Origin of the sequence: Aeromonas sp. QDB54 (assembly GCF_027707385.1) — a bacterium.
GTDB classification, from domain to species: domain Bacteria; phylum Pseudomonadota; class Gammaproteobacteria; order Enterobacterales; family Aeromonadaceae; genus Aeromonas; species Aeromonas hydrophila.
The window spans coordinates 29822-50892 of the sequence record NZ_JAPCIT010000016.1 but is presented as its reverse complement, the minus strand read 5'-3'; the positions used below and the strand labels follow the sequence as shown (position 1 = coordinate 50892).

General features: G+C 63.2%; 19 protein-coding genes. 13 read left to right on the top strand and 6 right to left on the bottom strand.

What is annotated here, in order from left to right; genetic code table 11:
• Window positions 1–43: 43 nt before the first annotated feature.
• Window positions 44–1540 carry a CoA-acylating methylmalonate-semialdehyde dehydrogenase gene (locus PG881_RS15920; protein ID WP_077095849.1) on the bottom strand — a complete coding sequence of 499 codons (1497 nt, stop codon included), beginning with the start codon at window positions 1538–1540 and terminating at the stop codon, window positions 44–46.
• A 98-nt stretch (window positions 1541–1638) separates the two neighbouring features.
• Window positions 1639–2970 (bottom strand): aspartate aminotransferase family protein, encoded by a 1332-nt coding sequence (locus PG881_RS15915; protein WP_043126513.1) that lies wholly within the window; start codon window positions 2968–2970, stop codon window positions 1639–1641.
• 185 nt (window positions 2971–3155) lie between these two features.
• Between PG881_RS15915 and PG881_RS15910 the strand changes: the two genes are divergently transcribed.
• From PG881_RS15910 to PG881_RS15885, 6 genes are all read left to right on the top strand, one after another.
• On the top strand, window positions 3156–3698 hold the full coding sequence (locus PG881_RS15910) for a cupin domain-containing protein (RefSeq protein WP_011704252.1): 543 nt from the start codon (window positions 3156–3158) through the stop codon (window positions 3696–3698).
• Between the two features lie 261 nt (window positions 3699–3959).
• Complete coding sequence (locus PG881_RS15905) at window positions 3960–5456, top strand: aldehyde dehydrogenase (protein WP_270801271.1); 1497 nt, start codon at window positions 3960–3962, stop codon at window positions 5454–5456.
• A 125-nt stretch (window positions 5457–5581) separates the two neighbouring features.
• Window positions 5582–5755 carry a hypothetical protein gene (locus PG881_RS15900; RefSeq protein WP_016349064.1) on the top strand — a complete coding sequence of 58 codons (174 nt, stop codon included), beginning with the start codon at window positions 5582–5584 and terminating at the stop codon, window positions 5753–5755.
• A gap of 125 nt (window positions 5756–5880) precedes the next feature.
• On the top strand, window positions 5881–6783 hold the full coding sequence (gene rarD, locus PG881_RS15895; protein WP_011704249.1) for an EamA family transporter RarD: 903 nt from the start codon (window positions 5881–5883) through the stop codon (window positions 6781–6783).
• 67 nt (window positions 6784–6850) lie between these two features.
• Entirely contained in the window at window positions 6851–7669 is an 819-nt protein-coding gene (locus PG881_RS15890) for an AraC family transcriptional regulator (protein ID WP_270801269.1), read from the top strand.
• A 79-nt stretch (window positions 7670–7748) separates the two neighbouring features.
• Window positions 7749–8396: a LysE family translocator gene (locus PG881_RS15885; RefSeq protein WP_162275563.1), complete on the top strand. Its 648-nt coding sequence runs from the start codon at window positions 7749–7751 to the stop codon at window positions 8394–8396.
• A gap of 99 nt (window positions 8397–8495) precedes the next feature.
• Here the strand turns inward: PG881_RS15885 and mgtA are convergent, their stop codons facing one another.
• Window positions 8496–11258, bottom strand: a complete 2763-nt coding sequence (mgtA, locus tag PG881_RS15880; protein WP_270801267.1) for a magnesium-translocating P-type ATPase — start codon at window positions 11256–11258, stop codon at window positions 8496–8498.
• A gap of 1225 nt (window positions 11259–12483) precedes the next feature.
• On the opposite strand from mgtA, the gene PG881_RS15875 reads away from it, so the two are divergent.
• Window positions 12484–13593 carry a YeeE/YedE thiosulfate transporter family protein gene (locus tag PG881_RS15875; protein ID WP_175044385.1) on the top strand — a complete coding sequence of 370 codons (1110 nt, stop codon included), beginning with the start codon at window positions 12484–12486 and terminating at the stop codon, window positions 13591–13593.
• A gap of 98 nt (window positions 13594–13691) precedes the next feature.
• Here PG881_RS15875 and PG881_RS15870 read toward each other — a convergent pair whose 3' ends face one another.
• Window positions 13692–14312 (bottom strand): LysE family translocator, encoded by a 621-nt coding sequence (locus PG881_RS15870; RefSeq protein ID WP_270801265.1) that lies wholly within the window; start codon window positions 14310–14312, stop codon window positions 13692–13694.
• 101 nt (window positions 14313–14413) lie between these two features.
• Between PG881_RS15870 and PG881_RS15865 the strand changes: the two genes are divergently transcribed.
• Complete coding sequence (locus tag PG881_RS15865; protein ID WP_043163415.1) at window positions 14414–15298, top strand: LysR family transcriptional regulator; 885 nt, start codon at window positions 14414–14416, stop codon at window positions 15296–15298.
• A 9-nt stretch (window positions 15299–15307) separates the two neighbouring features.
• On the opposite strand, the gene PG881_RS15860 is transcribed toward PG881_RS15865, so the two are convergent.
• Window positions 15308–15982: a chromophore lyase CpcT/CpeT gene (locus PG881_RS15860; RefSeq protein WP_201887367.1), complete on the bottom strand. Its 675-nt coding sequence runs from the start codon at window positions 15980–15982 to the stop codon at window positions 15308–15310.
• A 271-nt stretch (window positions 15983–16253) separates the two neighbouring features.
• On the opposite strand from PG881_RS15860, the gene PG881_RS15855 reads away from it, so the two are divergent.
• From PG881_RS15855 to PG881_RS15845, 3 genes are all read left to right on the top strand, one after another.
• Complete coding sequence (locus PG881_RS15855) at window positions 16254–16910, top strand: DUF3313 domain-containing protein (RefSeq protein ID WP_017410561.1); 657 nt, start codon at window positions 16254–16256, stop codon at window positions 16908–16910.
• Between the two features lie 96 nt (window positions 16911–17006).
• Entirely contained in the window at window positions 17007–17519 is a 513-nt protein-coding gene (locus PG881_RS15850) for a cupin domain-containing protein (RefSeq protein WP_017410560.1), read from the top strand.
• Window positions 17520–17598: 79 nt separating this feature from the next.
• Window positions 17599–18048, top strand: coding sequence for an SRPBCC family protein (locus PG881_RS15845; protein ID WP_011704236.1), 450 nt, complete (start codon window positions 17599–17601; stop codon window positions 18046–18048).
• An 89-nt stretch (window positions 18049–18137) separates the two neighbouring features.
• Here the strand turns inward: PG881_RS15845 and PG881_RS15840 are convergent, their stop codons facing one another.
• The gene (locus tag PG881_RS15840) at window positions 18138–18638 is read right to left on the bottom strand and encodes a DUF1993 domain-containing protein (RefSeq protein ID WP_039214812.1); all 501 of its coding nucleotides are present in this window, start codon (window positions 18636–18638) and stop codon (window positions 18138–18140) included.
• A 278-nt stretch (window positions 18639–18916) separates the two neighbouring features.
• On the opposite strand from PG881_RS15840, the gene ydfZ reads away from it, so the two are divergent.
• Complete coding sequence (ydfZ, locus tag PG881_RS15835) at window positions 18917–19114, top strand: putative selenium delivery protein YdfZ (protein ID WP_041217242.1); 198 nt, start codon at window positions 18917–18919, stop codon at window positions 19112–19114.
• A 492-nt stretch (window positions 19115–19606) separates the two neighbouring features.
• Window positions 19607–20767 (top strand): CgeB family protein, encoded by a 1161-nt coding sequence (locus PG881_RS15830; RefSeq protein WP_270801258.1) that lies wholly within the window; start codon window positions 19607–19609, stop codon window positions 20765–20767.
• Window positions 20768–21071: the final 304 nt, after the last annotated feature.

The window sequence follows — 21071 nt, the reverse complement described above, 5'->3', positions numbered from 1 at the left end:
TCCTGCCACCGGGCCATGTCCGGGCTAGCTGCTGCATGGTTGATTACTTCATGGTCGGCATGGAGAACTCCGCGCCCGCCCGCAGGCTCTGGGGCCAGCGGGCAGTCACCGTCTTCATCCGGGTATAGAAGCGCACCCCATCCGGCCCGTGCATGTTGAGCGGCCCGAAGATGGACCGCTTCCAGCCACCAAAGCTGTGAAACGCCATGGGCACCGGGATGGGAACGTTCACCCCTACCATACCGACCTGCACGCGGGCGGTGAAGTCCCGCGCGGTGTCGCCGTCACAGGTGAAGATGGCGGTGCCGTTGCCGTACTCGTGTTCGTTGATGAGCCTGAGCGCCGTCTCGTAGTCCGGCGCCCGCACGATGGCCAGCACCGGGCCGAAGATCTCCTCCCGGTAGATGCGCATCTCGGGGCCGACCCGGTCGAACAGGCTGCCGCCGATGAAGTAACCCTCGCCATGGCTCAGGCCCCGGCCGTCCACCACCAGCTCGGCCCCCTCGGCCACCCCCTGATCCACATAACCGCGCACCTTGGCGAGGTGCTCGCGGCTGATGAGGGGCCCCATCTCGTTCTCCGGGCTCTGGCCCAACCCCGGGCCTACCCGCAGCGCAGCCACCAGCGGCGACAGCCTGGCCACCAGCGCATCGGCCGTCTCATCCCCCACCACCACGGCCACCGAAATGGCCATGCAGCGCTCGCCGGCCGCACCGTAGGCCGCTCCCATCAGGGCGGAGACCGCCAGCTCGAGATCCGCATCCGGCATCACCAGCATGTGGTTCTTGGCGCCGCCCAGCGCCTGTACCCGCTTGCCGTGGGCCGAGGCGGTGGCATAGATGTACTGGGCGATGGGAGTGGAGCCGACGAACGACACGGCACCGACCCGCGGGTCGGTCAGCAGCACGTCTACCACCTCCTTGTCACCGTTCACCACGTTGAGCACCCCGTCCGGCAGGCCGGCCTGCTTGAGCAGCTCGGCCATGCGCAGGGAGAGGGAGGGATCCTTCTCGGAGGGCTTGAGAATGAAGGTGTTGCCGCAGGCGATGGCCACCGGGAACATCCACAGCGGCACCATGGCCGGGAAGTTGAACGGGGTGATGCCGGCGCAGACACCCACCGGCTGCATCATGGAGTGGCTGTCGACCCCGCGCCCCACGTTGAGGGAGTGCTCCCCCTTGAGCAGGTGGGGAATGCCGCAGGCAAACTCCACCACCTCGAGGCCACGGGTCAGCTCGCCCTGGGCGTCGGAGAACACCTTGCCGTGCTCGCGACTGATCAGCCGCGCCAGATCGTCCCTGTGCTGCTCCATCAACTCCTTGAAGCGAAACAGCACCCGGGCCCGCACCAGCGGCGGAGTCTGCGCCCAGTCAGCCAGGGCGCGCTCGGCGCTGGCGATGGCATCCTGGCACTCGGCGGCGGTGCTGAGCACCACCTGACCCTGCTGCTGGCCGGTGGCCGGGTTGAAGATGGTTCCGAAGCGCTCGCTGCGGCTCTCGGTCGTCTCGCCGTCGATGAAGTTGCTGACCCTGTATGTCATAAATCCTCCGTGATGGGTTATGCGTGCCTGCCCGCGCCGCCCCGGGGAGCAGGCACGGGCAAGTGGCGCCGCGACGGGCGCCATCAACCGGTTAAAAGTCAGTCCTGGGCCTGCAGGGCGTCCTGCAGCAGGGTGAAGAGATCGTCGATCTGGCTGCGCTCGATGATGAGGGGCGGCGACAGGGCGATGATGTCGCCGGTGACCCGGATAAGCGCCCCCTTCTCGAAGCAGCGCACGAACACCTCATAGGCGCGCTTGCCCGGCGCATCCGGCATGGATTCGAGCTCGATGCCCGCCACCAGCCCGTAGTTGCGCACATCCTTCACGTGCTTGCAGCCCTTGAGCGAATGGGCCGCCTCCTCCCAGTAGCCCGCCAGATCGGCGGCGCGGCTCAGCAGGTTCTCGTTGCGATAGATTTCGAGGGTCGCCAGACCCGCGGCGGCGGCCACCGGATGGCCGGAGTAGGTGTAGCCGTGGAACAGCTCGATGGCCCCCTTGCCGGCCGCCATCATGTCGTCATAGATGGCGTTGCTCACCAGCACGGCCCCCATGGGGATGGCGCCGTTGGTCAGCCCCTTGGCACAGGTGATCATGTCGGGAATGACGTCGAACTCCTGGGCGGCGAAGGGAGCACCGAGGCGGCCGAAACCGGTGATCACCTCGTCGAAGATCAGCAGGATGCCGTGTTTGGTACAGATCTCCCGCAACCGCTTGAGGTAGCCTTTGGGGGGCATCAGCACGCCGGTACTGCCGGCGATGGGCTCGACAATCACCGCCGCTATGTTGCTGGCATCGTGCAGGAAGACGATCTTCTCCAGCTCGTCGGCCAGCGCCACATCCTCCTCGGGCAGCCCCTTGGTGAAAGCGTTTTTGGCGATGTTGAGGGTGTGGGGCAGATGATCCACCCCGGTCAGCAGGGAGCCGAACCACTTGCGGTTGCCGGGGATGCCGCCTACCGAGATGCCGCCGAAGCCGACCCCGTGGTAACCACGCTCACGGCCGATCAGCCGGGTACGGGTGCCCTGGCCGCGCGCCCGCTGCCAGGCCAGTGCGATCTTGAGCGCGGTATCCACCGATTCCGAACCGGAGTTGGTATAGAAGACGTGGCCAAGCCCCTTGGGGGCGATCTCCACCAGCCGGTTGGCCAGCTCGAACGGCAGGGGGTGCCCCATCTGGAATGTCGGGGCAAAATCGAGGTGGGAAATCTGCTGGGAAACCGCCTCGGCAATCTCGCGCCGACCATGACCCGCGTTGCAACACCAGAGCCCGGCAGTGCCATCCAGTATCTTGCGGCCATCCTCTGAGTGATAATACATCCCCTCTGCCGACTTCAGGATGCGCGGCGCCGCCTTGAACTGCTGGTTGGCGGTGAACGGCATCCAGAAAGCGGACATGTCGGAGGGGGTATTGATGTCGCTGATCGGTTTCATGGTCACCTCATCCTTAAGGTGTTTAGTAACTATCGGCCAATGCCTATTAAATTAAACACCTGAAATCTTAAAAAAGGGCTCAAACTTGCCCCATATGGTATCACCCGGCTAGCTGCTCTGAGCGGGGTGGTATAAGATATTTAACACAAATTTAATAATAGTAAACAGTCAAGGAGTGTCTATCGATGGATATCGGTCACCGCCTCAAGGCGGTTCGCACCAAGGCGGCCCTCTCCCAGCGCGAGCTGGCGAAACGCTCCGGTGTGACCAACGGCTTTATCTCCCAGATCGAGAAAAATCAGGTGAGCCCCTCGGTCGCTTCTCTGCGCAAGGTGCTGGAAGGCATTCCCATGTCGCTGGCCACCTTCTTCACCGATGAGACGGAGATGGACTCCGAGGTGATCTTCCGCGCCGCCGACATGCCGGATCTCGGTACCCACCCCATCAGCTACCGCCTGGTGGGCCACAGCCGCGCCAACCGTGCCATCGGCATGATGCAGGAGATACTGCCACCGGGCGCCGACACGGGTGACGACATGCTGAGCCACGAAGGCGAAGAGTGCGGCATCGTCATCCAGGGCCAGGTGGAGGTCACCGTCGGCGAGCAGGTCTACCTGCTGACGCCAGGGGATGGCTACTACTTCGACAGCCGCACCCCGCACCGTTTCCGCAATGTGGATGAGCACGAATGCGTGCTGATCTCGGCCAACACCCCCGCCAGCTTCTAAGCCATGCGAGGGGAGATCCCGCCCCTCGGCGGACCCGGCACAGCGACCAGCCCCTTCGCGCCGGCCTCCGCTTCGGCAGGCGCCGACGGCCCGCGCTTGCGGTGCGGTTTGCCCCGCCGAGCGCCCTCACCGGCATGGATTCCGGATGAGGCCAAACCGGCAAAGTGTTTAACGAATTGTTACAAGATGGATTTACAAGCGGCAGGATGTTTAGCATATTGATACGCGGAAACTGACTTTTTGCCGGTTCAAGGAGTGAACATGAGTGACCTGACCCTGGCCCAGTGGCAACACAAGGCCTCCCACCTGACCCTGCCCTCGCAAGCCTTCATCGACGGCAGCTACCGGGACGCCATCAACGGCGCCACCTTCGACTGCATCAACCCGGCCAACGGCAAGCTGCTGACCAAGGTCGCTGCCTGCGACGCCGCCGATGCCGAACTGGCGGTGCAGGCTGCCCGCGCCGCCTTCGACGACAAACGCTGGAGCGGTCTGCCGCCCAAGCAGCGCAAGCAGATCCTGCAGCGCTTCGCCGAACTGATGCGGCTCAACAAGGTGGAGCTGGCGCTGCTGGAGTCGCTCGACATGGGCAAACCCATCGGCGACGCCATGGGCTATGACGCCCCCGCCGCCGCCAACTGCATCGCCTGGAACGCCGAGGCTATCGACAAGATTTACGATCAGGTCGCGCCGGTCGAGGAGTCCGCCCTGGCGCTGGTGACCCGCGAGCCGCTCGGAGTGGTCGCCGCCATCGTGCCGTGGAACTTCCCGCTGGTGATGGCCTGCTGGAAGCTGGGGCCGGCGCTCGCCACCGGCAACTCGGTGATCCTGAAACCCTCCGAGAAATCCCCGCTGACCGCCCTGCGCATCGCCGGTCTGGCCAAGGAGGCAGGCATCCCCGACGGCGTGTTCAACGTGCTGCCCGGCTTTGGCCATACCGTGGGCGAGGCGCTGGCCATGCACATGGACGTGGACTGCATCACCTTCACCGGCTCCACCAAGATCGGCAAGCATCTGGTGCAGTGCTCCGGCAAGTCCAACCTCAAGCGCGCCTTTATGGAGTGCGGCGGCAAGAGCCCCAACATCATACTGGCGGATGCGCCGGACCTGGACGCCGCCGCCAAAAGCGCCGCCGGCGCCATCTTCTACAACCAGGGCGAGGTGTGCACCGCCGCCTCCCGCCTGCTGGTGCAAAACAGCATCAAGCCGCAGTTCATGGACCGGCTGCTGGCCCATGCCCGCGAATGGATCTCGGCCAACCCGCTCGACCCTGCCACCCGCATCGGCGCCATGGTGGACCACATCCAGATGGAGCAGGTGCTCAACTACATCGCCATCGGCCAGCAGGAGGGCGCCAAGCTGCTGCTAGGGGGCAAGCGCACCAATACCGAGAGCGGCGGCGTCTACATCGAGCCCACCATCTTCGACGAGGTGACCCCCGAGATGCGCATCTTCCGCGAGGAGATCTTCGGCCCGGTGCTGGCGGTGACCGGCTTCGACACGCTGGAAGAGGCCATTGCGCTCGGCAACGACACCGACTACGGTCTGGCCGCCGCGATCTGGACGGCGGATCTCAACAAGGCGGTGAAAGGCTCCCGCGCCCTGCGCGCCGGCACCGTGTTCGTCAACAACTGGGATGGCGGCGACATGACCATGCCGTTCGGCGGCTTCAAGCAGTCCGGCAACGGCCGCGACAAGTCATTGCATGCGCTGGAGAAGTACACCGAGCTGAAAAGCACCTGGATCCAGCTCGAATAGCATCAGAAATGACGCTTATCTGCGAATTGGGGGGAGAAATCCCCCTTTTTCATTTTTGCCCTTTCATCGCCAGCCTCAATCGATATAATCATCAAATAGACAAGCCCTTAAATATAAAGATAAAAATGTTATTTTTTCTGGGAAGTGTACTGTTTCTGGTGATAGGACTGCCGCTGCTGTTCTACATGCTGGGACACGGTGAAGCCTACGTGACCTGGGGTCCGTGGATCTCCGCCATCGCTCTCATGCTGTGGCTGCTGCTGGATGTAGACAAGATCCGCCGGGGCGGTGGCCGCTGAGCCGGGCAGTACGCCGTTAAAATCCGCTGATCATCATTTATTAACTTCTTTCCCCGCAAAAGGATCGCTACACTGATTTTTTGCGATGTTTTCCCGCATCCAACTCTCCAGTGAAGGTTATCCGCATGCAGCAACACGTTCAGCGCCAGGGCGTCATCTACGCCTTGTGCGCCTATACCCTTTGGGGGTTGGCCCCCATCTACTTCAAGACCATTGCCGCCGTGCCGGCCGCCGAGATCCTGACCCACCGGATGATCTGGTCGTGCGCCCTGCTGATGGTGCTGACCCTGCTCGGCCGCCAGTGGCACAAGGTACAGGCGGTGCTGCGCCAGCCGAAAGTGCTGCTCACCCTGGCCTTCACCTCCATCACGGTCGGCGGCAACTGGCTGCTGTTCATCTGGGCCATCAACAACGGCCACATGCTGGATGCCAGCCTCGGCTACTACATCAACCCGCTGTTCAACGTGCTGCTAGGCATGCTGTTCCTGAGCGAGAAGCTGCGCCGGCTGCAGTGGTGGGCGGTCGGGCTGGCGGCGATCGGCGTCGCGATCCAGATCATCGCCTTCGGCTCCCTGCCCTGGATCGCGCTGGTGCTGGCCTCGAGCTTCGCCATCTATGGCCTGATCCGCAAGAAGCTGGCCCTCGATGCGCTGACCGGCCTCTTGATCGAGACCCTGATCATGCTGCCGCCGGCCGCCATCTATCTGTGGGGCTTTGCCGACAGCCCCACCAGCCACCTCACCCAGAATGACTGGCACCTCAACCTGCTGCTGATCGCCGCCGGTGCCGTCACCACGGCTCCCCTGCTCTGCTTCACCGCCGCCGCCACCCGGCTCAAGCTCTCCACCCTGGGCTTCTTCCAGTACATAGGGCCGAGCCTGATGTTCATCCTGGCGGTCACCCTGTATGGCGAGGCGCTGGCACTGGACAAGATGATCACCTTCGCCTTCATCTGGAGCGCGCTGGTACTGTTCAGTCTGGACGGACTGCGCAGCGGCAAGCGCCGGCAGGCAGCGGAGCAGGCTTGACGGCAAGGGGGCGCAGCGCTGCAATAATCTACAAGCCCGCGTTCGGGTTTCAGGTTATCAATAGTCGATGAGCGCACCCCAATCCCGCATCCACTACTGGCAATCCCGGCTGCTGCCGGGGGTTGAACTCTCCCACTCCCACCACAGGGAGTTCAGCTATGGCCGCCATGTGCACCTGGACTACCACATAGGTCTGGTGCAGCAGGGCGGCCAGAAATTCATCCACAAGGGCAGCAGCCACCACCTGGTGCGTGGCGAGCTCTCCACCGTCAACCCGGACGAGATGCACGACGGCCTCAGCCTGCTGCCGGAAGGGTACGAGGTGCGAGTGTTCGCCATCGCCCCCGAGCAGCTGGCCCGCTGGCTGCCGGACAGCCCGGAACCCTTCTTCGACCAGGGGCTGCAGCGCCGCCCCGACCTCTATCAGGGCTTTGCCCGGCTGCACATGTACCTGGACAATCCCAGCCCAGACGGCCTGCTGGCGGAGAGCGAGCTGCTGGCCCTGCTCGGCGACCTGTTGCACATCGCACCCGAGCGCCACGCCCTGGCCGACCCCCAGCTCAGGTACCTGCGCGACCATCTGCTGGCCCGGCTGGATGAACGCCACAGTCTGGAGGATCTGGCCGCCCTGTTCGGGCTGGATCGCTTCGCCTTTCTGCGCCAGTTCAAGAAGAAGACCGGAATGACCCCCTATGCCTGGCTCAAGCGACTGCGGCTCGAACAGAGCAAGCGCCTGCTCGGCAGCGGCCTGCCGGTGAGCGAGGTGGCGCTGGCGGTCGGTTTCTTCGATCAGAGCCACTTTCACCACGGCTTTCGCCAGGCGTTCGGCCTCACCCCTGCCGATTTTCGCCAGCAGATGCTGGCCGCCAGCGGGCGCACCGACTAACCCCGCACTGCAATCTTTTACAATCCGGCGATTCCGCAATCCGCCATGCTGTGAACTCGATACTGTCCCAGAGGTTTCCATGTTCACCAGCCTGTTTCTGACCATAGGTCTCATCCATCTCATCGCCCTGGCGAGCCCGGGCCCGGACTTCGCGCTGATCCTGCGCACCAGCCTGCACAGGCCCACCGCCCTCGGGGCGGCGCTCGGCATCGCGCTCGCCATCCTGGTGCATGCCACCCTCAGCCTCACCGGCATCAGCCTGCTGATTGCCGAACACCCCTGGCTGTTCATCACGGTGAAGGTGGTCGGCGCCCTCTATCTGGGCTGGCTCGGCTGGGGAGCGCTCAAGGCGGCCTGGCACAGCTCGGCCGAGCTCGCCCTGCACGCCGGCGGCGAGGCGCAGGGCTGGCGCAAGGGGGTTCAGCGCGGCATTGCCACCAACCTGCTCAACCCCAAGGCACTGCTGTTCTTCATGGGGCTGCTGGCCGCCATGGTGACGCCGCAGGTGGACGGCCTGACTCGCGGCCTGCTGGTGCTGGAGCTGTTCCTGCTCTCCCTGGTCTGGTTCGGCGTGCTGGCCTGGAGCCTCTCCACCGTGCGGGCCCAGCGCCTGCTCGGCCGCGTGCAGCGTCCGCTCAATCTGGTCACCGGCCTGCTGTTTGGCGCCGTCAGCCTCTCTATCCTGACCGGCATGGCCGGCGAGGCCTATGCCCTGGTCCTGCACTGACACCCGTGTTCCAGCCATGAAAAAGAGGGATGGCCCGGGCCATCCCTCTTTGCGTTCACTATTCCTGGCCGGGTAACCGGCCCTCTCACTGGCCCTTCATCAGAACCACTGACCGTGGCGCTTGATGTAGATGCTCTTGACGGTCTGGGTCAGCCCCATGTAGGCCAGCATGGTGATCACCAGCCACATGAAGTACTTGGGCCCATCCAGGGTGATAAAGCCGAAGTGCTCGGCCAGCGGCGAGAACGGCAGGTAGCAGCCGATGGCGATGGCGATCGAGGTGGAGAGCAGCACCGGCAGGGTGGCGGTACTCTGCAGGAACGGGATCTTGCGGGTACGCAGCATGTGCACCACCAGGGTCTGCGACACCAGCCCCTCGATGAACCAGCCGGAGTTCATGATGGCCTGACCGTTGACCAGCGGATCCATGCTGCCGTTGGCGGTGGCATAGAGGGCGCCGGCGCCGAACACGAACCACATCAGGCAGTAGGTGCTGATATCGAACACCGACGAGGTCGGGCCGAGCCACAGCATGAAGCGCTTGATGTTGCTCGCCTCCCACTTGCGCGGCCGCTTGAGGAACTCGGGGTCCATCTTGTCCCACGGCAGCAGCATCTGGGAGACGTCGTACACCAGGTTCTGGATCAGCATCTGCATCGCCAGCATGGGCGCCCAGGGCAGCCAGGCGGAGGCCACCAGCACCGAGAAGACATTGCCGAAGTTGGAGCTGGCGGTCATGTTGAGGTACTTCAGGATGTTGCCAAAGGTCTCGCGCCCCTTGATCACCCCCTCCTCCAGCACCATCAGGCTCTTCTCCAGCAGTATGATGTCGGCGGTCTCCTTGGCGATGTCGGCACCGCTGTCCACCGAGATCCCCACGTCCGCATCCCGCAGCGCCGGCGCATCGTTGATGCCGTCACCGAGGAAGCCGACGGTGTTGCCGTTGGCCTGCAGCGCCTTCACCACCCGCGACTTCTGCAGCGGGGTCAGCTTGGCGAAGATGGTGGTGTGCTTGACCACGGTGCACAGCGCCACGTCGTCCATCACCTCGATATCCTTGCCGAGCAGCGGCACACCGGGATTCAGTCCCACATCGCGGCACACCTTGCTGGTGATGATGGGGTTGTCGCCGGTCAGCACCTTGACCGCCACGCCGTATTCGCGCAGCGCGCGGATGGCAGGCTCGGCAGAGTCCTTTGGCGGATCGAAGAAGGTGAGGAAACCGCGTACCACCAGCTGCATCTCGTCACGGGTCTGATAGCTCTGCTTGCACTCGCCTGCCGGGATCTCGCGGGTCGCCACGATCAGCACCCGATAGCCCTCGGCGTTGAACTCCTCGCTCTGGCGCAGCAGGGCACGGCGATCCGCGTCGGTCAGCTCCCTAACCTCCTGGCCATCGGCGATCTGGCTGGAGACGGCCAGCATCTCTTCCACCGCCCCCTTGGAGACCATCAGCTGCTGGCCCAGATCGTCCTGCACGATCACCGACAAACGCCGGCGCACGAAGTCGAACGGCAGCTCATCCACCTTGCGGTAGTTGGCTGGCTTGCAGCTCTCCCCCAGCGCATCGGCGTGCTCGACCACCGCGATGTCCATCAGGTTCTTCATGCCGCTCTGGTGAAAGCTGTTGAGCCAGGCCAGCTGCAGGATCCGGTCGTCCCGCTGGCCACGCACGTCGTAGTGGTGCTCGAGGATGATCTTGTCCTGGGTCAGGGTGCCGGTCTTGTCGGTGCAGAGCACGTCCATGGCGCCGAAGTTCTGCACCGAGTTGAGCCGCTTCACCACCACCTTGCGCTTGGCCATGGCCACCGCGCCGCGCGCCAGGTTGGCGGAGACGATCATCGGCAGCATCTCGGGGGTGAGCCCCACCGCCACCGCCAGCGCGAAGGTGAGCGCCGACATCCAGTCACCGCTGCTGACCCCGCTCAGCATGAAGACGATGGGCACCATCACCAGCATGAAGCGGATCAGCAGCTTGGTGACGCTGTTCACGCCGCGATCGAAACTGGTCTCGATGCGCTTGTGGCTCACCACGTTGCGGGCCAGCGAACCGAAATAGGTGTCGCTGCCGGTGGCCACCACCACGGCGCGGGCGGTACCGCTCACCACGTTGGTGCCCATGAAGCAGATGTTGGGCAGATCGAGCATGCCCGCCTCCCCGGCACTTGTGCCGTCAGCCGACTTGCCGGCCACGGCGCCCAGGGTGTCGTACTTCTCCACCGGCAGCGCTTCGCCGGTCAGCACCGCCTGGCTGATGAAGAGATCGCGGGATTCGATCAGCTTGATGTCGGCCGGGATCATGTCCCCCGCCTGCAGGTGCACTATGTCACCGGCCACCAGCTCGGTCATCGCCACCTCCTTGCGCTGGGGGGCGACCCCGGGCGAAGGGCGGCGCTGCACGGTGGCGGTGTTGCGTACCAGCGACTTGAGCGCTTCGGCCGCCTTGGCGGAGCGGTACTCCTGCCAGAAGCGCAGCAGACCGCTCAGGCCCACCATGACGCCGAGGATGATCACCTTGACCCAGTCCTCGTCGCCCGGCTCGGCCATCAGCACGTCCATCACGTAGCTGACCAGCCCGAGCACGATCAGCACCATCACGAAGGGGTTCTTGAACGCCTGCAGCAGCTGGATCAGCGCATGGGGCGGCTTGTCGTGGGTCACCTCGTTGGGACCAAACTGGATCAGGCGGTTGGCGGCCTCGGTCGCGGTGAGGCCATCGATGTTGCCGCGCACGGCGGTGAGGGTGTACTCGAGGGACTTGTCGGCCTCGTCGAGCACCCGGGAGGAGAGCTTCTCCCTGGCACTGGCCGGGGCAACGAACCCCTGCTGCTTGTGCCGGCTGGCGGTATGTTGTTGTTTCATGACTCGTTATCCTGATTTCTACGCGCAAGCGGGCCCTGTCGCGGGCCGGGCCTGGCGTCAGTACTGAAGTGAAATGCAATGGACCCTGCAGCGGGCAAATAGCCGCCGCACACTGGGGGCCCGCAGACAGCAGTCTGCGCGACCACACCGGCATGCTCGGGTCGGATCAGGGGTCAGGACACCGCATCCCGTTCCCCGCAGGGGGATCAGGAGTGGGTAGGCGTGGACCCCGAGGGTCTAGGTTTGGGCTCTTCGGTCATGACGGTTCCTCCGAGTTGAGCGGTAGCAAGCCGGCCCCGGCATATCGAGGGCACGGCAGGTCATCGCCGGCGGGCAGATCCGCGCGGCGGCGTTATCGGCAGGAGGCAAGGGCCGCAACGGGGCGACCGGACCGATAAAGGAGATCAGGATAACCACAGGCAACAATAACGGCATGATGGCCGAATAATAATGAGGAGGATTCATGGTCCGGTCACATGAGCAATCAACCGCACCCCATGAATATATTGAGAAATAGCCAGCGCATATTTCCAAATATATAAAGAAGAGACCTTCATTATTTAAATTCGCAACACAGCCTATCGAAAACCACGTTGTTTTCAATACAAGCTGTCCATCCTGTTATTTCACGCCGGCCTGTTTGTCCCTGCTCGCCAAAGATCCGGTGAACGGGCGCAACGGGCAGCCCCGGGCCCATGACAAAGGGCGTACGTGGCAAGGCGTGCAATTGCTGGGGCGCGAGGCGGCATGGCTCGCAGAGTGAGTGGAACAATCCGGGGAGCAACGCAGATCCCGGCGGGACTGGGTTGCAAGAGTCGGGATGACTCGCTAGATGCCACACTCTGAGCGATCAGAGTGAGGGAGAAGAAGGGATATCAACCTCAGTTCTGATTAGCCCACATCGCGCTGTGCAATCGGCTACAACTGTCGCTTTCCATAATATCCTTCCATCTGTTGATAACACGCCAAGATTCTACCCAGAAATATTTGGCGGCGCAAAATATAAATTCATCTTTTGCTATTTAATTCCAGCAAGGAGCTGCCGCTACATTATTTCCCGCACGAAAACGGATTCATCCTCATTTCGCTTCCCCTGCCATCATGAATTGATCTGGATGGGGTTTTGCCCGGATTTTCCGGCCATCCACCCGATCCGGGCTGGAATCGGACTCAATGTGGGAATAGGATGCACGGCTTCCATCCATGACGCACAGGAAACAACAGCATGAATCGAAAATGGTCGCTCCCCATCGTGGCAATCGCGGGGGGAGCGTTACTCTGGCTCGGCAACACCTTTGGTATGAAATGGGCTCTGATGGCCCTGATCGGATTCGGCTTCGGCTTCACCCTCTCCTTCAGCCGCTTCGGCATCGTGTTCGGTTGGCGCGAGATGCTGACCAAGCGCAACAGCTACTACGTGCGGGTTCACCTGCTCACCATCGCCATCGAAATTCTGCTGTTCACCTGCTTCCTCTCCTTTAGCCACGCCCTGTTTGGCGATGCCATGGTGGGCAACGTGATGGCCATCGGCATTCCCTTCATCGTCGGCGCCTTCCTGTTCGGCATCGGCATGCAGCTGGCGGGCGTCTGTGCCACCGGCACCCTTTACTGCTGCGGCGAGGGGCAACCCCGCTTCTGGCTGGTGCTGCTCTGCTACGGCATCGGCACCCTCATCAGCAACCAGTTCCGCCCCGAACTGGAGGCCACCTTCTCCAGCCATGTGGTACTGGCAAAAGACCTGACCGGCAATATCTGGAGCGGCATGCTGCTCAACCTGGCGCTGGTCGCCGCGCTGTTCCTGCTGTTTCGCAAGAGCGAACTCAAGCGTACCGGCGAGCTCAAGCCTCTCTTCAGCGGCGGCAACCTGTTCTGGCGCGATGGCCGCTTCACCGTGCTGACCGGCGGCATCATCATCGCTCTGCTCAACTCGTCCGTGGTCGCCCTGCACGGCTCGGCCTGGACCATCACCGGCGCCGTCTATGACATGGCGCTGCGCGGTGCCTCCCTGTTCGGCCTGTTCGAGGGGAACCCCAAGCTGGCCCAACCGTTGTTCATCAACCCCATGGTCGGCATGTTCTGGCTGGGGATCCTGGGGGCCATGCTGGCGCGCTGCATCAGCGGTGGCGGCACCTTCGCCCCGATGCGGCTCGGCAACAGCCTGGCCTCCATCCTCGGCGGCCTGCTGATGGGGATGGGCGCCATGTACAGCGCCTGCAACCTCGGCGGCTTCTTCGACGGCACCGCCTCCGGCAGCCTGCACGGCTGGGTCTGGATGCTGATGGCCCTCGCCGGCAGCCTGATCGGCATCCGCCTGCGCCCGCTGTTCAAGCTCTGATAAAACAACGGGATGGCGCGGTTAAACGCCATCCCGTCACGATTTCCCTTCCAAGCCGGTGGGCAGCTCCCACGCTGCCCACCGGCCCCTATTCTTCTCTACCTCAACCCCTTGAACAGCAGCAACAGGGCGAAGCCGGTGAACATCACCGCCGACAGCCGGTTGATCCCCCTGGCGAAGCATTCGCCATAGCCTTGCGCTCCTATCCAGTGGAACACCAGGCAGTAACCGCCATGCACCACCAGCACCACGGCGCTGAAGGTGATCGCCAGCAGCATGCACTGGCCCAGGGCCCCGTGACGAAAGTCGATGAACTGGGGAAACAGGCTGGTGAAGAAGATGATCGCCTTGGGGTTGAGCAGGCTGATGAGCGCCCCCTTGATGAAGCTGCGACGGCAATCCCGATCCGGCCCGGCCCCCGGCACCGGGCTCACCGCCCGTTGGCGCCAGGAGTTGAGCCCCAGATAGAGCAGGTAGAGGGCGCCGCCCAGGGTGAGAATCTGCTGGCCCGCGGCCAGCCAGCGGGTGAACCAGAGCACCGCCAGCGAGGCCAGGCTCGCCACCAGCAGGATGCCCACCGCCACCCCGCAAAAGCCGGCGATGGCGTGGCGGGTGCCCCGGGTCAGGGTGTTGCCTATGGTGTAGATCACGGCGGGCCCCGGGCTCAGCACGGTGCCGATGGCGAGCAGCAGATAGAGGGCGTAATAGTCGAGTGTCATCGGGAGAGATTCCAGCGTGGATTGGCTGCCGCCCAGTATATTGACACCCGCGACGCCAGCCAGACATAGTGGCGCTCGGCTTTATAAACCAGGAGTTTAGAGTGGATCGCTTGACGGCCATCGAGATCTTCGTCGAGGTTGCCCGCGCGGGCAGTTTTGCCGCCGTGGCGGAGCGTTTCGCAATGACGCCGGCCATGATCGGCAAGTACATCAAGTGGCTGGAGGCCAGGGTCGGCTCCCGCCTGCTCAATCGCAATACCCGTTGCCAGAGCCTGACCGAGGCGGGCCAGGAGTACCTCGCCGGCTGCCAGAACCTGTTGCAACACTACCGGGAGCTGGAGCAGAACACCCTGGCCAATACCGGCCAGGCGGCGGGCCGGATCCGCATCAATGCCCCCGTCACCTTCGGCAGCTACCGGCTGACGCCGCTGCTGTGCCGCTTCATGGAGCGCTACCCGCAGATCCGCATCGAGCTGGACCTGTCGGATCGGCTGGTGGACGTCATCGGTGACGGCTTTGATTTGATTTTCCGGGTCGGTCAGCCCAAGGACGCCGGCTACATCGCCCGGCCGCTGGCCAGCTCCGATTCGGTGTTCTGCGCATCCCCGCACTACCTGCAACGCCACGGTACTCCCCTCACGCTGGCGGATCTGGCCCGCCACCACTGCCTGGGATTCAGTCCCTGGCTCGGCCAGTCGAGCCTGGCCGAGGCCTTTCCACTCGAACAGCTGCACCTGTGGGACAGCCCCTTCATCAGCAACCACGGCAGCGCCCTCAAGGTGGCCGCCCTCAACCATGCCGGCATCCTGCTGCAGCCGCGCGCCCTGCTGAGCGAGGAGCTAGAACGCGGCACCCTGCAGGAGATCCTGGCGGATGCCCTGCCTGCCCCGCGCCCGGTCAACCTGCTCTACCCGGCCAGGGAGCCGCTGCCACTGCGCCTGCGGCTGCTCATCGACTACCTGAGCGAGCAGCGCCACCAGCTGTAGGGCGTAGCCCTACTCGCCGCGCTGTTTCACCCGGCGCAGATAGACATAGCCCTCCCCCGGGCTGCCCCAGCGCTGATAGGCCTCGGTGTCGTAGGCCCGGTCCAGCAATCTCACGCTGTGGGGACCGATCCAGAGGTACTGCACCAGGGTGCTGGCGCCGCCAAAATTGGTGGAGCAGCTGCCCACCTTGCTGTGGCCGGCGTACTCCCCCGACGGCTGGCGAGTCAGCCAGATCTCGCAGCCCTGACGCAAAGAGAGCTGCTGCGGTGTGAGGGAATCGAGCAGCTCGGGCTGGCGCCAGGCGCCGGCGAAGTCGATGGCCCGCGGCATGGTCAGCTCGGCCATCAGGATGCGACCGTCGGGCACCAGCGAGAAGCGGTAGATGCGCTGGCGGAACGGGCGTACCGCCCGCTCGGTCAGGAACTGCTCGGCATAGACCCAGCGAAAACCCTTGTAGCCGGGCCAGATCTCCACCAGCCGCAGCTCGGCGCTGGTGAAGCGGTTGTCGTAGCTGGCCTGCTCGCGGCTGGAGAACTCGCCGGTAAACCAGGAGAGCAGCGGCTCCATGCTGGCGGAGGGTGCCGTGGTGGTGCTGTCAGGGGGCGTGGTGACGAAGGGGGTGGGTGCCGCCCAGGCCAGGCAGGAGAGCAGCAGCCCGCACAGGGCCGCCATCAGGCTGGTCATCGAATCCTTCCGAATCAGTTTCATGGCGGCGATTATATGAGCGAACGGCGCCAATATCCGCAACCTTGATCAAATGATTGCCTATCCGAAGCAAAATCATTGTATTAGCGTCATGTCCCGGCCAACGGGTGGCTGCCGCCTGCGGGCTGGATCCCGCCTGAACGCCGCTGCACTCTTCGCTTGTGGGCGCTCTTTGAATCGGTTATTTCTCTTGCAATGCCCTGCGCACCGGATGCCAGGGTCGGGCAAGCGCCGCAATCAGGAGCAAAAGATGAAAAGAGCCGTAATCGCGGGCATGGTGGCCATTCTGCTGGGTGGCTGCGCGGTGAAGAACCAGGTATCCCACAGCCTGCAGGCGATTCCGCTGACCGCCTTCCAGCAGAGCGAAAGCAACCCCAACCAGCGCATCTACAAGGAGCCCGGCGTGGATCTGCGCCAGTACCATCAGGTGCTGCTCGATCCCTTGCAGTTCATCCGCCAGGAGAACGGCCAGTGGTACCTGCTGACCGCCAACGAACAGAACGAAATCGGCCGCTACTACCACGCCACCTTCCAGCGCGAGCTGATGAGCCACGGCGTCAAGATTGCCACCGCCCCCGGCCCCGGCGTGATGCGGGTGCAGGCTGCCATCACCAACTTCGACCTGACCCGGCCCGACCCCAAGCTGCGGGATCTGCTGCCCGCCAAGATCGCCATCAACGTCACCCGCGAGGTGATCGGCAAGGAGCCCTATCTGCTCAAGGTGGGCAGCATGGCCCAACTACTCGACTCCCAGAACGGCAAGCTGCTGGTGCGGGTGATGGATGCGCGCGAGAGCCCGGACACCACCCACAAGGACAGCCCCATCACCGCCAGCGAGATGGAGAAGATGATCGACCAGTGGGCCGCCGGCCGCGCCAAGCAGCTGGCCGACAACCTGGGCCGCTAGTCCGGCTCGCCGCCTCCCGGGCGCAAGACGCCCATCCCGGCCCCGTGCGCCCGCACGGGGCCGCTTGTTTCCCCTTTCATTCGACAAGGAGCCGTCATGAACCGTCACCCCAGCATCAAGCACTGGCGCGAACTGCAGGAGCCCGAGCCCGGCCGCTACTCCGGCAGCGAGGAGCCACTCTCCCTGGGCAGCGCCCTCGGCAGGCACTACGGCTTTGCCCGCCTCGGCATTCACCACGAGCTGCTGCCGCCGGGCCGGCGCACCAGCTGGCCCCACGCCGAGGAGACCGAGGACGAGTTCGTCCATGTGCTGGAGGGCACCCCGGACGTCTGGCTCGATGGCGTGCTGCATCGGCTACAGCCCGGTGACTCGGTCGGCTTCAAGGCCGGTGACGGGCTGGCCCACACCTTCATCAACAATACCGATCAGCCGGTGCGACTGCTCTGCGTGGGCGACACCGATCGGGCGGACAACCACATCCACTATGCCGTGCACCCCGAGCGCAACCGCTTCATCGGCGCGCGGCACTGGGATGCGGTGCCCGAGCGCGAGCTTGGGGATCACGACGGCCTGCCCGACCAGCTGCGCGAGCGCAACGGCCCCTTCTAGGGCCCGCAGCCGGCCAGCCGTCGGCAAACGGACGCAACCGACTATCCTTGATGGACCCAAGGCAACGAGGAACAGAGAGATGAGGACAGGAACAGTGCGGCTGCACCGGGTGCTCAAGGCACCGCCGATGCGGATCTACCGGGCCTTTATCGAGGCCGATGCGCTGGCCAAGTGGCTGCCGCCCTATGGCTTCACCTGCCGGGTGGAGCAGCTGGAGGCGCAGGTCGGCGGCCACTTCCGGATGGCGTTCACCCATTTTGGCAACGGCAACAGCCACGCCTTTGGCGGCGAATACCTGGAGCTCGAACCGGGCAAGCGCATCCGCTACACCGACCGGTTCGACGATCCCAACCTGCCGGGTGTGATGCACGTGACCGTGATCCTGACCGGGGTGGTGTGCGGCACCGAGCTCGCCATCGTGCAGGAGGGGATCCCCGAGGTGATCCCGGTGGAGATGTGCTATCTCGGCTGGCAGGAGTCGCTGGCCCAGCTGGCCGCCCTGGTGGAGCCCGAAATCCCGGCGCAGTAACCCACCTGCGGTGACCCCGAAAACGACAGAGCCTGCCACAGTGGCAGGCTCTTTTTATGCGGGGCCAAAGCCCGGATGACGCGGAGCGCTTATTGCAGGTTGATGGCGCCCAGGTAATCCCCCTTGCCAAGCTCGACCCCGGCCTTGCGCAGCAGGGCATAGGTCATGGTGAGGTGGAAGTAGAAGTTGGGGATGCCGTACTCGTGCACGCAGGTGTAGCCGTCCATCCCCTTGCCACCGGCCCAGTAGGGGTAGTAGTGGCCGCTCGCATACTGGCTGAAATCGGCATCCAGCTTGCTCTGCAGATAGGTGAGGGTCTTGGCCACGTGGGCGCGCAGATCCGCCATGGTCTTGGGGTCATCCCCCAGCACCGGCGGCTCGCTCAGGCTGGCGGTGGCCACCACGGCGCGGGCACTGTCGCAGCAGATCAGCACCTGCTTGCTGAATGGCAGCATGTCGACGATCAGCCGATCGCCGAAGAAGTTCTCCACATTGAATTTCTTGGCGGCGGCGTGGGCCTCGGCCTTGGCCAGGCACTGGTCGAGGTTGGTCAGCATCTTGATAAACTGGGCGACGATATCACGATTCATAATGCGCTCTCGGTTGGTTGAAGGCAGTTGTACGAGCGGCATCCACTATAGCGTATCCCCCCGTTTGTTCGAGCCCGCCCCCGCAAAAAGCAGAATCCACCTGCCTTCCCAGCGACAGGATTGGACGACCCCGCGCGGCAAGCCCGCTCGCCCTTGCCGACGCACCGAGTCCCTCTTTGGCTCATTTTTGATCTGTGACATTTATCACACTTTGGCAGGGGTGTAGGCTGATTCGCGCAGCCCGGGCATACCGCCGGGCCCCACAAAAGGAGAGTGCCATGAAAATCTATGACCGAAACCGCAATGCGCTCACAGCGGGTCAGCGCGTGATGATCGCCGCCACCGGCGCCGTCGACTTTCTGAAAGAGGCCCACACCGACAACCTGACCCCCTATCAGGCCGAGCATGAGAAGTGCGTGCTGCTGGCCAACTCCCGGGAGCAGTACGCCCCCATCGAGTTGATTAGACTAGGCTGATACCCCGCGTTCTCTGTCACCCTACTCTTTACAATTCACCCGGCCACCACGCCCCGTCAGTGGCCGGGTTTCTGATTTCTCCTCTCTGTTTTACCCACCCTCCCATTGCACTGACTCGATTAGCGAAGCGTCATAAAGCGTTAGCAGGCCCGAGCTTATGGGAAGCAAGGTGAGTGCCCGCATCTGAAGATCTGCCATTCGTTGGCACCTACTTGGGTGACTGTTGGTCAAATAGCTTCACCCGAGACTTAACCCTGCGTTATAAAGGCACAATTGAGACCACTTCAAACAACGTCGCCTTGGTCACCTCTCTGTCCTGACAAGCCAAGAGGCGAGGGCCAACAACAGGCGCCACCCATGATATGGGTCGCAAAACACTCATCAGAGCTTTACGAGGGCACAGGGCCTCAAGGTTGTCACCGGGCAGGAGTCTTCAAGCGCTTGCAGTGCCCTCTCCTTGACGAGACACACACGGGATAATGGGGAGAAAACATGAAGGATCAGGCTGCAACCGTTCTCTGCTTTGAGCATGTCACCATAGCGAGAGACTGCATGGACACGCTCCAGGCGCTGGGGTTTAACGTGATACGCATCGCCTATTCTGCCGAGGTGTTTACCAAGCTGCCGTTTCTCAATTTTGATTACCTCTTCAGCATCAACTTCAACCCCCTCCTCTCTCAAGCGGCCGAAGCGTTGCGCAAGCCCTACATTGCGTGGGTGGTCGATACGCCTTGCTATGGCATGCATCATGAGGCCATCTCCAACCCCTTTTCCTTCACGTTTGTCTACGACCTTGCCGTAGCAAGCAGGCTCAAGGAGCGGAGCAATGGCAACGTCTACTACCTGCCGGTCGCCGTCAACGAGCAGCGCCAACCGTCAGCCGAGCCGGGCTATGACCACGATATTTCCCTCATCGCCAACCTGACCCCGCCGGAATACCAGACCCACATCAAACCACGGCTGGCCCCCGGACCACTGCAAACGCTGGAAGCGTTGATTGGGCACCTCGATGCGCACCTTGAGGGGCAGCCCCTGACCGCACAACTCACGGAATCTCATATACGGCTTGTGAAAGAGGTGTATCCGCTGAGCGGGCTAGCCTACCTGAGTGAATATGAAAAACTGGCCTATCTGCTGGGCCGCGAACACTCCTATCGGGAAAGGGTGTCCTGCATCCAGGCTCTGGCGGCCCGGTTTGAGCGGGTCGCCGTGTATGGAAACCCGGAATGGGCGACACACACAGAGACCTATTGCGGATACGCAGAACATTACCAAGCGATGCCACGCCTGTTTCAACGCAGCAGGATCAACCTGAATCTGGTGCGCAGTTTCGTCGAGTCGGGGCTCCCCATGCGGGTGTTTGATATTCTTGGCGCCGGTGGATTCATGGTGACCAACGACAAGGAGGATCTGCATCATCTCTTCACCCCGGGCAAGGATCTGGTGATCTTCCGCGATAAGCAGGACCTGCTGGAGATCTGTCGCTATTACCTGAGCCACGAGGAAGAGCGCGCCGCCATCGCCGCCCATGGGCAACAGACGGTGCTGATCCACCACACCTATCGATCGCGCCTGATCAGCTTGTTCCAGACCGTCCAGAGTGCGCTGACAAGCCTGCAACACCCTGACGTAAAAGCGCACTCAAATAACTGACGGCCATGTTTGATATCAGACGGTAAGTGGCCATTCTCCCTGTCAGCCCGTGCAGGTTCGATCAGCGAGGTGTAATCGAACCTAAGTCTCTGGCCTACGTTGCGCCAGCATCCACTTAGACATCAATGACTCCCATTTGATGATGGAGCAGTATGCCTTGGCTGGCGGTGGGGTTAAAGCAAGGTGCAGCCGCAATTGAAGTCGGCCAACCTCTTGTTGGTGCCTGTCACGGGGGTCCGAGCCAGAGTTGCGTTTAGTCGTCAGCGGGGCTCTGGAAGACAATGGCCGATATGAGATGACGGGA

What these genes read in the sequence shown, in the direction of transcription:
- PG881_RS15875 (WP_175044385.1), top strand. Translation starts at nt 12,484, where the DNA reads ATGAATCGAAAATGGTCGCTCCCCATCGTGGCAATCGCGGGGGGAGCG.
- PG881_RS15915 (WP_043126513.1), bottom strand. Translation starts at nt 2,970, where the DNA reads ATGAAACCGATCAGCGACATCAATACCCCCTCCGACATGTCCGCTTTC.
- PG881_RS15860 (WP_201887367.1), bottom strand. Translation starts at nt 15,982, where the DNA reads ATGACCAGCCTGATGGCGGCCCTGTGCGGGCTGCTGCTCTCCTGCCTG.
- PG881_RS15920 (WP_077095849.1), bottom strand. Translation starts at nt 1,540, where the DNA reads ATGACATACAGGGTCAGCAACTTCATCGACGGCGAGACGACCGAGAGC.
- PG881_RS15850 (WP_017410560.1), top strand. Translation starts at nt 17,007, where the DNA reads ATGAACCGTCACCCCAGCATCAAGCACTGGCGCGAACTGCAGGAGCCC.
- PG881_RS15840 (WP_039214812.1), bottom strand. Translation starts at nt 18,638, where the DNA reads ATGAATCGTGATATCGTCGCCCAGTTTATCAAGATGCTGACCAACCTC.
- PG881_RS15870 (WP_270801265.1), bottom strand. Translation starts at nt 14,312, where the DNA reads ATGACACTCGACTATTACGCCCTCTATCTGCTGCTCGCCATCGGCACC.
- PG881_RS15845 (WP_011704236.1), top strand. Translation starts at nt 17,599, where the DNA reads ATGAGGACAGGAACAGTGCGGCTGCACCGGGTGCTCAAGGCACCGCCG.
- PG881_RS15855 (WP_017410561.1), top strand. Translation starts at nt 16,254, where the DNA reads ATGAAAAGAGCCGTAATCGCGGGCATGGTGGCCATTCTGCTGGGTGGC.
- mgtA (WP_270801267.1), bottom strand. Translation starts at nt 11,258, where the DNA reads ATGAAACAACAACATACCGCCAGCCGGCACAAGCAGCAGGGGTTCGTT.
- ydfZ (WP_041217242.1), top strand. Translation starts at nt 18,917, where the DNA reads ATGAAAATCTATGACCGAAACCGCAATGCGCTCACAGCGGGTCAGCGC.
- PG881_RS15910 (WP_011704252.1), top strand. Translation starts at nt 3,156, where the DNA reads ATGGATATCGGTCACCGCCTCAAGGCGGTTCGCACCAAGGCGGCCCTC.
- PG881_RS15885 (WP_162275563.1), top strand. Translation starts at nt 7,749, where the DNA reads ATGTTCACCAGCCTGTTTCTGACCATAGGTCTCATCCATCTCATCGCC.
- PG881_RS15900 (WP_016349064.1), top strand. Translation starts at nt 5,582, where the DNA reads ATGTTATTTTTTCTGGGAAGTGTACTGTTTCTGGTGATAGGACTGCCG.
- PG881_RS15890 (WP_270801269.1), top strand. Translation starts at nt 6,851, where the DNA reads ATGAGCGCACCCCAATCCCGCATCCACTACTGGCAATCCCGGCTGCTG.
- PG881_RS15905 (WP_270801271.1), top strand. Translation starts at nt 3,960, where the DNA reads ATGAGTGACCTGACCCTGGCCCAGTGGCAACACAAGGCCTCCCACCTG.
- rarD (WP_011704249.1), top strand. Translation starts at nt 5,881, where the DNA reads ATGCAGCAACACGTTCAGCGCCAGGGCGTCATCTACGCCTTGTGCGCC.
- PG881_RS15830 (WP_270801258.1), top strand. Translation starts at nt 19,607, where the DNA reads ATGAAGGATCAGGCTGCAACCGTTCTCTGCTTTGAGCATGTCACCATA.